The sequence below is a fragment of the Pseudomonas migulae NBRC 103157 genome (genome assembly GCF_002091715.1).
GTDB classification, from domain to species: Bacteria; Pseudomonadota; Gammaproteobacteria; order Pseudomonadales; family Pseudomonadaceae; genus Aquipseudomonas; species Aquipseudomonas migulae_A.
Genome location: NZ_BDAG01000029.1, coordinates 1 through 12,772 on the forward strand (window position 1 = coordinate 1; position 12,772 = coordinate 12,772).

At 61.9% G+C, this 12,772-nt stretch carries 12 protein-coding genes; 5 read left to right on the forward strand and 7 right to left on the reverse strand.

Going from position 1 to position 12,772, the window contains the following annotated elements; genetic code table 11:
* Positions 1 to 512: 512 nt before the first annotated feature.
* The 7 genes from nagE to PMI01S_RS20385 all read right to left on the reverse strand — a co-directional run bounded on the left by nagE (position 513) and on the right by PMI01S_RS20385 (position 9,232).
* Positions 513 to 2,228: an N-acetylglucosamine-specific PTS transporter subunit IIBC gene (gene nagE / locus PMI01S_RS20355; protein ID WP_084321865.1), complete on the reverse strand. Its 1,716-nt coding sequence runs from the start codon at positions 2,226 to 2,228 to the stop codon at positions 513 to 515.
* A 32-nt stretch (positions 2,229 to 2,260) separates the two neighbouring features.
* Entirely contained in the window at positions 2,261 to 4,777 is a 2,517-nt protein-coding gene (ptsP, locus tag PMI01S_RS20360; protein WP_084321866.1) for a phosphoenolpyruvate--protein phosphotransferase, read from the reverse strand.
* Between the two features lie 59 nt (positions 4,778 to 4,836).
* The gene (locus tag PMI01S_RS20365; RefSeq protein ID WP_084321867.1) at positions 4,837 to 5,847 is read right to left on the reverse strand and encodes an SIS domain-containing protein; all 1,011 of its coding nucleotides are present in this window, start codon (positions 5,845 to 5,847) and stop codon (positions 4,837 to 4,839) included.
* Positions 5,840 to 6,946: an N-acetylglucosamine-6-phosphate deacetylase gene (nagA, locus tag PMI01S_RS20370; RefSeq protein WP_084321868.1), complete on the reverse strand. Its 1,107-nt coding sequence runs from the start codon at positions 6,944 to 6,946 to the stop codon at positions 5,840 to 5,842. Before nagA ends, PMI01S_RS20365 begins: the two co-directional genes overlap by 8 nt.
* Positions 6,947 to 6,990: 44 nt before the next feature.
* Entirely contained in the window at positions 6,991 to 7,722 is a 732-nt protein-coding gene (locus PMI01S_RS20375; RefSeq protein ID WP_084321869.1) for a GntR family transcriptional regulator, read from the reverse strand.
* A 358-nt stretch (positions 7,723 to 8,080) separates the two neighbouring features.
* Complete coding sequence (locus PMI01S_RS20380) at positions 8,081 to 8,584, reverse strand: L,D-transpeptidase family protein (protein WP_084321870.1); 504 nt, start codon at positions 8,582 to 8,584, stop codon at positions 8,081 to 8,083.
* Positions 8,585 to 8,680: 96 nt separating this feature from the next.
* The gene (locus PMI01S_RS20385; protein WP_084321871.1) at positions 8,681 to 9,232 is read right to left on the reverse strand and encodes an NUDIX hydrolase; all 552 of its coding nucleotides are present in this window, start codon (positions 9,230 to 9,232) and stop codon (positions 8,681 to 8,683) included.
* A gap of 153 nt (positions 9,233 to 9,385) precedes the next feature.
* Between PMI01S_RS20385 and PMI01S_RS20390 the strand changes: the two genes are divergently transcribed.
* The 5 genes from PMI01S_RS20390 (at position 9,386) to purT (ending at position 12,715) form a co-directional block, all read left to right on the forward strand.
* On the forward strand, positions 9,386 to 9,985 hold the full coding sequence (locus PMI01S_RS20390; RefSeq protein WP_084321872.1) for a CoA pyrophosphatase: 600 nt from the start codon (positions 9,386 to 9,388) through the stop codon (positions 9,983 to 9,985).
* A gap of 69 nt (positions 9,986 to 10,054) precedes the next feature.
* A complete protein-coding gene (locus PMI01S_RS20395; protein ID WP_084321873.1) occupies positions 10,055 to 10,579 on the forward strand; it encodes a gamma carbonic anhydrase family protein in 525 nt (174 codons plus the stop codon).
* Positions 10,576 to 10,791, forward strand: coding sequence for a DUF1289 domain-containing protein (locus PMI01S_RS20400; protein ID WP_084321874.1), 216 nt, complete (start codon positions 10,576 to 10,578; stop codon positions 10,789 to 10,791). The genes PMI01S_RS20395 and PMI01S_RS20400 overlap by 4 nt, the downstream gene beginning before the upstream one ends.
* 174 nt (positions 10,792 to 10,965) lie before the next feature.
* The gene (locus PMI01S_RS20405) at positions 10,966 to 11,433 is read left to right on the forward strand and encodes a 7-cyano-7-deazaguanine/7-aminomethyl-7-deazaguanine transporter (RefSeq protein ID WP_084321875.1); all 468 of its coding nucleotides are present in this window, start codon (positions 10,966 to 10,968) and stop codon (positions 11,431 to 11,433) included.
* A gap of 100 nt (positions 11,434 to 11,533) precedes the next feature.
* Positions 11,534 to 12,715 (forward strand): formate-dependent phosphoribosylglycinamide formyltransferase, encoded by a 1,182-nt coding sequence (gene purT, locus PMI01S_RS20410; protein ID WP_084321876.1) that lies wholly within the window; start codon positions 11,534 to 11,536, stop codon positions 12,713 to 12,715.
* Positions 12,716 to 12,772: the final 57 nt, after the last annotated feature.

Sequence of the window (12,772 nt, forward strand, 5' to 3'; positions counted from 1 at the left end):
TGGCGATGGCGCCCTGCCAACCAACCTATTTTCGCGGAAATACGCTGACCTTGTAGGAGCCAGCTTGCTGGCGATGACGGCCTGCCAGCCAACCTGTTCTCGCGGCTATACGCTGACCTCGTAGGAGCCGGCTTGCTGGCGATGACGCCCTGCCAACCAACCTATTCTCGCGGAAATACGCTGACCTCGTAGGAGCCGGCTTGCTGGCGATGACGCCCTGCCAACCAACCTATTCTCGCGGAAATACGCTGACCTCGTAGGAGCCGGCTTGCTGGCGATGGCGGCCTGCCAGCCCACCTGTCCTCGCGGAAATACGCAGACCTCGTAGGAGCCGGCTTGCTGGCGAAGTCGGCCTGCCAGCCCACCTATCCTCGCGGCTATACGCAGACCTCGCAGGCGCCGGCTTGCTGGCGATGACGCCCTGCCAACCGCCCCGATTTCCGCTGACGCCCCCGGCCTCTGTGGGAGCGAGACCGGCTGCCGGCGATGACGGCCTTTCAGGCAGCCAAGGCCTAAACCTTGGCACTCACCTCACTGCGATTGACCAGCGCCTCCAGCGCGTCACTCAGACTCGCTGCCTTGTCGCCAACCAAAAGGTGCCAGACGCCACCCTCCAACTGACTGACCCCCTGGCAACCCAGTGCTTTCAAATCACACTCCGACAACGCTTTGCCATCGGCCAGGTGCAAACGAATCCGGGTCATGGCCACGCAATCCATCTGCAACACATTTTCGCCGCCACCCAACGCATTCAGCCATTGCTGTGCTTCCGGCGTCGCCACTGCGGCCGGTGCAACCGTGTCGATGGTGGCCGGTGGTGTGGACACCAGCGCGCGGCCCAGCGCCGGCATCGCCAAGCGGATCTCGTCGGCAATGCTGTCGGCCATCGGCCCGACGACCACCTGCAAACTTCCGCCCTTGCCCGGACGCACCACGGCCATCGCCCCCAGCGCTTTAAGCTCGGCATCGTTGGCCTTGTTGCGATCCACCATGTCCAGTCGCAGCCGCGTAGTGCAAGCGCCCACGGTAATCAGGTTCTGTGCGCCACCGAGCGCCTTGATGTACGCCCCGGCCCGTTCGTTTTCAGGCACCACGGCTTTCTCGGCCGTGGCGACCTCTTCACGGCCCGGCGTTTTCAAATTGAACCGACGGATGCAGAAATCAAACACCGCGTAATAGATCACGGCATACGCCAGCCCGACCGGCACCACCAGCCAGCCATTGGTGGATTTGCCCCAACCGAGAATCATGTCGATGAAGCCGCCGGAGAAGGTAAAGCCGAGGTGGATGTTCAGCAGGTTGGTGATCGCCATCGACAGGCCCGTCAGCAGCGCATGCAGCAGATACAGCAGCGGCGCGAGAAACATGAAGGCGAATTCGATCGGTTCAGTCACGCCGGTCAGAAAGGAGGTCAGCGCCATCGACAGGAAGATCCCGCCCATGACCTTGCGCCGTTCCGGCAGGGCGTTGCGGTACATCGCCAGGCATGCGGCGGGCAGGCCGAAGATCATCATCGGGAACATGCCGGTCATGAACTGGCCGCCTTTCGGGTCGCCGGCGAAGTAGCGCGACAAGTCGCCGGTGATGACCGCGCCAGTGGTCGGGTCGGTGAAGTTACCGAAGACGAACCACGCCATGTTGTTGAGGATGTGGTGAAGCCCGGTGACGATCAGCAGGCGGTTGAACACGCCGAAGATAAAGGCGCCGAAGCTGCCGCTCTCCATCATCAAGGTGCCGAAGCTGTTGATGCCGTGCTGGATCGGTGGCCAGATCAACCCGAACACCACGCCCAGGCCGACAGCGGCGAACCCGGTGACAATCGGCACGAAACGCCGACCGCCGAAGAACGCCAGGTATTCCGGGAGCTTGATGTCCTTGAAACGGTTGTACAGCGCGCCGGCCATCAGGCCGCTGACGATCCCGGCGAGCATGCCCATGTTGATGCTCGCGTCGAGCACCTTGAGGGTGGAGATCATCACCAGGTAGCCAATCACCCCGGCGAGGCCGGCAGTGCCGTTGTTGTCCTTGGCGAAACCGACTGCGATGCCAATGGCAAAGATCATCGCCAGGTTAGCGAAAATGACCTGGCCGGCGTCGTGGATGATCGCGATGTTCAGCAGGTCGGTGTCACCCAGGCGCAGCAGCAGGCCGGCAATCGGCAGGATCGCGATCGGCAGCATCAGCGCGCGGCCGAGGCGTTGCAGGCCTTCGATGAAATATTGGTACATGGCGGATCTCCCTGGATTCTTTTTGTTGTTGTTCAGCTCAGAGGCCATTGCTGGTGACAGGCATGACGCACCGCCGCGGCGCTGCTCAGCTTGAGCAGGTTTTGGCTGATGCGTCGGCATTCGGCGGCGTCGAGGTGACGGACGCGGTCCTTGATTTCGCCGACCTGCACCGGGCTGACCGACAGCTCGCTGACGCCCAGGCCAATCAGGACCGGCGTGGCCAGCGGATCGGAGGCAAGCGCGCCACACACGCCGACCCAACGCTTATGCGTGGTCGCACCGGCGCAAGTCTGGGCAATCAAGCGCAGCAGCGCCGGGTGCATCGCATCGACGCGAGACGCGAGGCCGGCGTGGTCGCGGTCCATGGCCAGGGTGTATTGCGACAAGTCATTGGTGCCGATGGACAGGAAGTCCGCATGCTCGGCCAGTTGCTCGGCCAGCAACGCGGCGGCCGGGACTTCGATCATCACCCCCAGCTCCGGGCGTTCACTCACACCAAGTTCAGAACACAAGGCGTCGAGGCGCTGGCGGATGTGCAGCAGCTCGTCGACTTCGGTGATCATCGGCAGCAGGATCCGGCAGCGCGACAGCGGGTTGACGTGCAGCAGCGCGCGCAGTTGCTCATCGAGGATTTCCGGGCGGACCTGCGCCAGGCGAATACCGCGCAGACCGAGCACCGGATTGGCTTCGACGGGGAGCGGCAAGTAGTCGAGTTGCTTGTCGCCACCCACGTCGATGGTGCGGATGATCACCGACTTGTCGCCCATGGCGTCGAGCACGGCCTGATAGGCGCTGCGCTGTTCTTCTTCGTCCGGTGCGGTGTTGCGATCCACAAACAGAAACTCGGTACGCAGCAGGCCGACGCCATCGGCGCCATGGGCCAACGCATCGGCGGCTTCAGCGCTGGAAGCGACATTGGCGGCGACTTCAATGTGCAAACCGTCGAGGGTCAGTGCCGGATGATGTGCCTGGGTTTGTTGTTCGGCGCGGCGCTGCTGATGGTCGAGTTGTGCCTGGCGCACTTGCGACAAACGTTCGGCAGTCGGCAGCAGTTCCAGGCGACCGCTGTCGGCATCCAGCACCACCGCTTGCCCCTGTTGCTGATCCAGCAGTGTCGAACCCAGCGCGACCATGCACGGCAAGCCTTTGCCGCGAGCGAGAATCGCCACGTGGGACGTCGCGCCGCCCTCGGCCATGCACAAACCGGCGACGCCTTGCTGACTGAGTTGCAGCAGATCGGACGGGGTCAGTTCATGGGCAGCGACGATGGCGCCGACCGGTACGTCGTAGTGCCAGGTCTCGCCGAGCAAGGCGCGCAGCACCCGTTGCTTGAGGTCGCGCAGGTCGTTGGCTCGTTCGGCCAGCAGCGGGCTGCCGAGTTGCGCAAGCACCTCGCATTGCAGGTCGATCGACTGGCTCCAGGCGTGCGTCGCGGCCATGCCCCGGTCGATGGACGCGTTCGCCGCATCCAGCAACGCCGGGTCTTCGAGCAGCGCGAGGTGGGCGGCAAAGATCGCTTCTTCGTCGGTGTGCTTGTGCTTTTTGGCCTGGGCCAGGGTGCTGCCGATTTCGCTGCGCACGACGGCCAGCGCGGTATCGAGGGCGTGCAGTTGTTGTGCGGGGTCGTGGCTGCCGGCATCCGCCGGCAGGCTGATGGCATTCAAGCGAAACAATGGCCCGCTGACCAGCCCGGGCGCGGCGCAGACACCGTGCAGCACACCCGCTTCAGCCGTCCGGTTGAAGCGGGTAACCGGTGCTGGCGCGACCGCGTGAGGGGCTTCGGCCAGCGCCGTGGATAACGCGATCAACAAGGCTTGCAGCGCCGCTTCGGCGTCCGAGCCCTGGCAACTGACCTGCACTTCATCCTGCTCGCCGACGGCCAGGCCCATCAGCCCGATCAGGCTGTCGCAGGTCGCCGATTTACCGGCGAAGTGCAGCTGCGATTTGCTTTTGAAACCCTGAGCGGTCTGGCGAATCAGCGCTGCCGGGCGAGCATGAAGCCCACCGCGATGAGCGATACGAATGTGCCCGACAATCGCTTCCCCGGACAGGTCCGCCTCAGCCTGCGCCCCCGACGCCTGCCGACGAATGATGTGCAGCAACGGCTCGCCGACTTTCATTGATTTCAGCGTGATCGGCCGGGCCTGGAAGTCCTGGCTGTTGGTCAGGATCATCAGGCTGACCAGACTTTTGCACCGCTGCGCGACCCTGTCCAGGTCATAGCGCAACAACGGTTGGCCATTGCTGACCCGCGCGCCTTCCTTGACCAGCATCGAGAAGCCTTCGCCCTGCAACTCGACGGTGTCGAGGCCCAGGTGCAGCAGCAGTTCGGCACCGTTGTCGGCGCGCAAGGTGATGGCGTGGCCGGTGCGGGCGACGTGCACCACCACACCGGCGCATGGCGCATGAAGGGTGTCGTTCAGCGGATCGATGGCGATGCCGTCGCCCATGGCGCCGCTGGCGAACACCGGGTCCGGGACTTTGGCGAGCGTGAGCACCGGGCCGCTGAGCGGGGCGCTGAGGGTCAGCTCTTTGTTATTGTTGTGCATGGCTCGGTCTCATTAAAAAACAACAGTTCGTATCAACGCCGTAGGCAGTGGCTATGGGCTTAGTGCGTGCGGGTCACTTTGCTCAAATGCCGTGGTTGATCCGGGTCCATGCCTCGAGCGACTGCCAAACCGGCGGCCATGACATAGAAACTCTGGATCGCCAGAATCGGGTCAAGGGCCGGGTGTTCGGCGCGAGTCAGGGTGAGGTCGCGTTCGGCGATGTCATCCGGTGCGGCCAGCAACACACGGGCGCCGCGTTGGCGCATGTCGGCGGCGAGGCTGAGCAAACCCGCCTGTTCGGCGCCGCGCGGGGCGAACACCAGCAGCGGATAGTTTTCGTTGATCAACGCCATCGGCCCATGACGGACTTCGGCACTGCTGAAGGCTTCAGCCTGGATCGCCGAGGTTTCCTTGAACTTGAGTGCCGCTTCCTGGGCGATGGCAAAACCGGCGCCACGGCCGATCACCATCAACCGTTGGCAATCGCGCAGTGCATCAATGGCCAGGCTCCAGTCCTGTCGGGCGGCATCGCGCAGACCTTCCGGCAGCGCAAGGCCGGCTTCCAGCAATGCCTCGTCCTGTTTCCAGTGTGCAATCAGGCGGGCACTGGCACTGAGGGTGGCGATAAAACTCTTGGTCGCGGCGACGCTGCTTTCCGTCCCCGCGCACAGCGGCAGGCTGAACTCACACGCGGCTTCCAGCGGCGAGCTCTCGGCGTTGACCATGGCAATGCTCAAGGCGCCGCGCTTGCGCAGCAAACGCAGGCTGTTGACCAGGTCCGGACTCTGCCCGGATTGCGAGAATGCGAACGCCACCTGCCCGCTGACCTTCAAGGGCGCTTGCTGCATGGTCACCACCGACATCGGCATCGACGCCACGGGAATCCCGAGTTGCTGCATGGTCAGGTAGGCAAAGTAACTGGCGGCATGGTCGGAGCTGCCACGAGCGACAGTCATCGCCACTTGCGGCGGCTGACGGCGCAGGCGTCCGGCGATCTCAATCATCTGCGGGTCGAGCTGCTGCAATTGCGCGTGCACGGCTTCGAACGAGGACAGCGCCTCATCAAGCATTTTTGAAGTCAATGTCTTCTCCTTCGACCATGACGGCGGTCAGTGTGAGTGAGCGATCAAGCCGCACGCAGTCGGCCCAGGCGCCGGGTTGCAGGCGTCCGCGTTCAGTGAGGCCGAGGTAGTCGGCGGGGAATTGCGAAAGACGTTGTGAGGCCTCGCTGATCGGCAAACCGATCTTCACCAGATTGCGCAGGGCTTGATCCATGGTCAGCGTGCTGCCGGCCAGCGTGCCGTCGGGCAAGCGCACGCCGCCCAGGCATTTGGTCACGGTGTGGCTGCCGAGCTTGTATTCACCGTCGGGCATGCCGGCGGCGGCGGTGGAATCGGTGACGCAATACAGGCACGGGATCGACCGCAGGGCCACACGCATCGCACCGGGGTGCACGTGTAGCAAATCCGGAATCAGTTCCGCATATTTGGCATGGGCCAGCGCCGCGCCGACGATGCCGGGTTCGCGGTGGTGCAACGGGCTCATGGCGTTGTAGAGGTGGGTGAAGCTGGTCGCGCCGGCATTCAGCGCCGCCACGCCTTCCTCATAACTGCCGAGGGTGTGGCCGATTTGCATGCGCACGCCACGAGCACTGAGGGCGCGGATCAAGGCGTCATGACCGGCGATTTCCGGGGCAATGGTGATGACTCGGATCGGTGCCAGCGCCAGGTATTCTTCGACTTCGGCCATCAATGCGGTGTGGGCGAAATTCGGTTGGGCACCGAGTTTTCCGGGGTTGATGTAGGGGCCTTCCAGGTGCACGCCGAGTACCCGGGCGCTGCCGCCGGGGCGTCGCTCACAGAATTCGCCGACGGCTTTGAGCACGCTCGAAATCTCTTCGCTCGGCGCGGTCATGGTGGTGGCCAGCAACGAAGTCGTGCCGAAACGCACGTGGGTTCGGGTGATGGTTTCGAAGGCTGTCGCGCCTTCCATGATGTCTTTGCCGCCGCCGCCGTGAACGTGCAGGTCGATGAAACCTGGCAGCAGATAAGGCAGGTCGTTGTCTGCCGGATCACAAGGCACGCCTTCGATCGACACGACCTTGCCGTGTTCGTGAATCAGCCGGCCGCGTATCCAGCCGCCGGCGGTGAGGATGTTGTCTTCGGACATGATGGGGTCTCGGTTTTAGCCGCGAAGCTTTATCTACGAAGCTTTTATCTTCGGAGCTCTGCGACAAAGTCGTAGTAGTCGTTGCGGCAATAGGTGTCGGTGACTTCGATCGGTGTGTTGTCTTCGAGGTAGCCGACCCGGGTCATCAGCAACATGGCGGTGCCGGGGGCGATGCCCACCAGCGCCGCGAATTCGTCCGAGGCGTTGATCGCCTGAATGTGCTGCAAGGCGCGAACGATCGGTTTGCCGATGCCGTCGAGGTATTCGTAAAGGGAGTCGCCCACTGCTTGCGGCCTGGGAATGATCGAGGCGGGCAGGGTGCTCATCTCGATGGCCATCACCGTGTCGTCGGCTTTGCGCAGGCGTTTGAGCCGGGCGACCTTGTCATTCGGTGACAGGCCGAGGCGGATCAGTTCTTCGTGGGTCGGCGGGGTGATTTCACGCTCCAGCCATTGCGAGCCGGGGATGAAGCCCTTGAGCCGCAACATTTCGCTGAAACCCGAGAGGCGCGACAGCGGTTGTTCCAGGCGTGGGGTGATGAACGTGCCGGACCCTTGGTTGCGGCGGATCAGGCCTTGTTCGAACAGCACTTCCAGCGCCTTGCGAGCGGTGACGCGGGAGATGCCCAGCTGTTCGCTCAGATTGCGCTCGGACGGCATGGCCTGCTCGGCTTTCCACTGGCCGGCATGGATCGCCGCTTCCAGATTGCGCGCCAGTTGCAGGTACAACGGCGTGGGCTGGGTGTCGTCAGGACGTAGGGCCTGGAGGTCGTTCATGTGGGATGTCCGATGCGGATATTGGAGTGTTGTCGCCCGGTGGTGCAGCGAAAACTAATACCACTTAAATACCATGTCAATACCAGTACTTTGCTGAAGGCGTGGGAAAGCCTGCCCTGTTGTGCGGCGTAAACGCTCTTCGGTTTGAAGTGGTATTAGGGGCGAGGATTTTTAAAGCAAAGATCGCAGCCTTCGGCAGCTCCTGCGGGGGGGAATGGTATCTACCCTGTAGGAGCTGCCGAAGGCTGCGATCTTTTGAATTTATTTTTCGAAGGCGACCGAAGGTAGCGGTCAGACACGAAGCCAGAGAGCGGCACATAACTTTTGTAGCGAGGGAGCAAGCTCCCTCGCTACAGGTTTACGGGCGAATCTCGATCATCGTGCCGTCCGGCACCAGGTTCCAGATTTCACGCATGTCCATATTGCGCATGGCGATGCAGCCGTCGGTCCAGTCCAGGGTGTGGAACAGGTCTTCAGGGGTGTCTTCGGTGTCCGGCGTACCGTGGATCATGATCATGCTGCCAGGCTCGACGCCTTCACGGCGGGCGCGGGCGGAGTCGCTGATGTTCGGGTAGGAAATGTGCATCGCCAGGTTGAAACGGTCGCTGGTCTTGCGCCAGTCGATCCAGTAGAAACCTTCCGGCGTGCGTTTGTCCCCCTCCATCAGTTTCGGCCCCTTGGGACGTTTGCCCAGGGAAATGCGATAGGTCTTGAGCGGCTTGCCGTCCTTGATCAATTGCAATTGGTGGGTGGATTTGAGAACCAGGACTTTTTCGATGACTTTGCCGTCCAGGGTCTCCGCAACGGAAGCCTGTGACAGGGCAACGAACGACAAGCAAAACACGGCAAGCAACCAGCGCATTGAAACGATATCCCTGAAAGGTGTCGCGGCTATTTTATTGTAGGAGCTGCCGCAGGCTGCGATCTTTTAACGTCTGCGAAAATTCCGAAACTGAAATCAAGTAATGGCAGGCTGAGCAAGCGGCGGGATCGACTCGGACCGCACGGGGTAGACCTCGATCCGCCGGTCAGCGAAGAAGCATTCTAAGGTACGGCCCACCGTGCGGAAAGCCAGGTCGGACCACGGGATGTCGGCTTCGTCGAAAAGTGCCACTTCCAGGCTCTCGGGGCCGGCGGAAAAATCCAGGTCCACCAGCTCCGCGCGAAAGAAAACATGCACCTGACTGATGTGCGGCACGTCGATCAGCGTATAGATGCTCAGGTTGCGCACCCGCGCACAGGCTTCTTCAGCCGTTTCGCGAATGGCCGCCTGCTCGATGGTTTCGCCGTTCTCCATGAAGCCGGCGGGCAGGGTCCAGTAACCGAGCCGTGGCTCGATGGCGCGTCGACATAGCAACACTTTCGAGCCCCAGGTCGCCACGCAGCCGGCGACGATATTGGGGTTCTGATAGTGGATCGCGTGACAGCTGTCACAGACAAAACGCAGACGCGAATCGCCTTCCGGAATACGTTGGGTCACCGGGTTGCCGCACTGACTGCAAAATTTCATGCTTGGGTTCCTGAATGCTGCACCTATCTTGGCGTGCGTCGGTGTCTGTCGGCAAGTTGTCGTTTCGCGACACGCGACACGCGGCAGTTCGGGGGTTGGGCGGTCGGTGTGATTGGTGCATGATGCGAGGTAGAGAATAAATCGAGAAGACTCATGCTGGACGAGCTACTGCATCGAGTAAGCAACCACACCCCACGCACACTGGAAACCGACAAGCGTTTCCCTGAGGCCGCGGTACTGGTGCCCATCACCCGCAGTGATGAACCGGAACTGGTTTTGACCCTGCGCGCCAGCGGGCTCTCGACCCATGGCGGTGAAGTCGCCTTCCCTGGCGGACGACGGGATCCTGAAGACCCGGACCTGATTTTTACCGCCTTGCGCGAAGCCGAGGAAGAAATCGGCCTGCCGCCCGGGCTGGTCGAAGTGATCGGCCCCTTGAGCCCGCTGATCTCCCTGCACGGCATCAAGGTCACGCCATATGTCGGTGTGATTCCGGATTTCGTCGAGTATCTGGCCAACGACGCCGAGATCGCTGCGGTGTTTAGCGTTCCCTTGGAGTTCTTCCGCATGGACCCACGCGAACATACCCATCGCATCGATTATCAGGGGCGCAGTTGGTATGTACCGAGTTATCGTTATGGCGAATACAAGATCTGGGGCCTGACGGCGATCATGATCGTCGAGTTGATCAACCTGCTCTATGACGCCGGGATCAGCCTGCACCAGCCCCCCAAGAGTTTTATCAACACCTGAAGCCATCGTTCGTATGGCGTGAGAGCCGCTTTTTTACCAGTGAGCCTGCCTGGCCTTGAGGACTACACGATGAAATACCGCCTGGGCGACGCCCGTGTCGAGACCCATCCGCAGAGCTGGGTCGCCCCCAATGCCGTGCTGGTGGGCAAGGTCAAACTGGAAGAGGGTGCCAACGTCTGGTTCAACGCGGTGCTGCGTGGCGACAACGAGCTGATCCTGATCGGCAAGAACAGCAACGTCCAGGACGGCACCGTGATGCACACCGACATGGGCTACCCGCTGACCATCGGCACTGGCGTGACCATCGGCCACAACGCCATGCTTCACGGCTGTACCGTCGGTGATTACAGCCTGATCGGCATTAACGCGGTGATCCTCAACGGCGCGAAGATCGGCAAGAACTGCATCATCGGCGCCAACTCGCTGATCGGTGAGGGCAAGGAAATTCCGGACGGTTCGCTGGTCATGGGTTCGCCGGGCAAGGTGGTCCGTGAGTTGACCGAACCGCAAAAGAAAATGCTGGAGGCCAGCGCCGCGCACTATGTGCATAACTCGCAGCGTTATGCCCGCGATCTGGTCGAGCAGGAAGCATGAGCACGCCAGAACGCCCGGTCCTATCGCCCTGTGTGAATATCTGTGCGCTGGACGACGATGACATTTGCACCGGGTGTCAGCGCACAGTGGAAGAGATCACGCGCTGGAGCCGGATGGATAACGAAGAGCGCCGCAAGGTGCTGGGGTTGTGTCATGAAAGGGCCAAGTCCAGCGGGTTGCTCTGGATGATTGGGGCAAAATCGGATAATTGAGGTGCGGCCTTCGCGAGCAAGCCCGCTCCCACATTGGCTCAGTGTCGATCACCAAATAGGTGAGCAGCATCAATCAAATGTGGGAGCGGGCTTTCTCGCGAAGGCGTCAGCACTGACACCACGGCTTTCTCTAAAGTACCCTGCACACCAAATTGCCAGGTATCCCCCCGCCCCATGCTCTTCCTGATCGCCTACATCAGCAGCGTCGTGCTGATCAATTACGCCTTCTCTACCGCACCGCACCTGGACGTCATCTGGTCCGCCTGGGGCGGTTTGGTGTTCGTTTTGCGCGACATGGTGCAAACCCGCTTCGGCCATGGCGCGATCGCGGCCATGCTGGCAGCGCTGGTGTTGTCCTACGTCACGTCCGATCCTTCCATCGCGCTGGCCAGCGCCACGGCGTTCGCGGTGTCCGAGTGCATCGACTGGCTGGTGTTCAGTATCACCAAACGTCCGCTGCACGACCGCCTGTGGATAAGTTCGGCCCTGAGCATTCCCCTCGATACCTTCATCTTCTTCGGCATGATCGACGCTTTCACTCCGGCCGTGATCCTCACCGCCATGGGCTCGAAGTTCGCCGGCGTAACGGCTGTGTGGTTGATCATGGCGTGGCGCTTGCGCAAACAGGCTGTCGCCGGCTGAAGCCAAACCCTCAGGTTCATGTAAAATGCCGCGCTTTCTCCCCATGGGAAGCGCGCACGGCGTCGCATCCCTCGTTGATCCGCTCCTTTGAGGACCTGAGATGACCCGTATCGGAACTCCATTGTCGCCAACCGCGACCCGCGTATTGATGTGTGGCTGTGGTGAGTTGGGCAAGGAAGTGGTGATCGAGCTGCAACGCCTGGGCGTTGAAGTGATTGCCGTCGACCGTTACGCCAACGCACCGGCCATGCAAGTGGCCCACCGCAGCCACGTGATCAACATGCTCGACGGCGCCGCCCTGCGTGCGGTGATCGAAGCCGAGAAGCCGCATTTCATCGTGCCGGAAATCGAAGCCATCGCCACCGCGACCCTGGTCGAACTGGAAGCCGAAGGTTTCACCGTGATCCCGACCGCGCGTGCCGCGCAGCTGACCATGAACCGTGAAGGCATCCGGCGTCTGGCCGCTGAAGAGCTGGACCTGCCGACCTCGCCGTACCACTTCGCCGATACGTTCGAGGATTACAGCAAGGCCGTTCAGGACCTGGGATTCCCATGCGTGGTCAAGCCGGTCATGAGTTCGTCGGGCAAGGGTCAGAGCCTGCTGCGCAGCGTCGATGATGTGAAAACCGCGTGGGATTATGCACAAGAAGGCGGTCGCGCCGGTAAAGGTCGCGTGATCATCGAAGGTTTCATCGACTTCGACTACGAAATCACCCTGCTGACCGTGCGTCACGTCGGCGGCACCACATTCTGCGCGCCGGTCGGTCACCGTCAGGAGAAGGGCGACTACCAGGAATCCTGGCAGCCTCAAGCCATGAGCCCGGTTGCCTTGGCGGAATCCGAGCGCGTGGCCAAAGCGGTCACTGAAGCCTTGGGCGGTCGTGGTCTGTTTGGGGTCGAGCTGTTCATCAAAGGCGATCAGGTGTGGTTCAGCGAAGTCTCGCCGCGTCCGCATGACACCGGCCTGGTGACCCTGATTTCTCAGGACCTGTCGCAATTCGCGCTGCACGCGCGGGCGATTCTGGGCCTGCCGATTCCGTTGATCCGTCAGTTCGGGCCTTCGGCTTCGGCGGTGATTCTGGTGGAAGGGCAGTCGACCCAAACGGCTTTCGCGAATCTGGGCGCTGCGTTGAGCGAGCCGGACACGGCGTTGCGTCTGTTTGGCAAGCCTGAGGTGAATGGTCAGCGCCGGATGGGTGTGGCGCTGGCGCGGGATGAGTCGATCGAGGCTGCCCGGGCTAAAGCAACCCGTGCTTCTCAGGCTGTCGTTGTAGAGCTTTAAAAGCATCGCCAGCAAGCCGGCTCCTACAGGTCCGCATGATTTCCAGGTCACGCATCA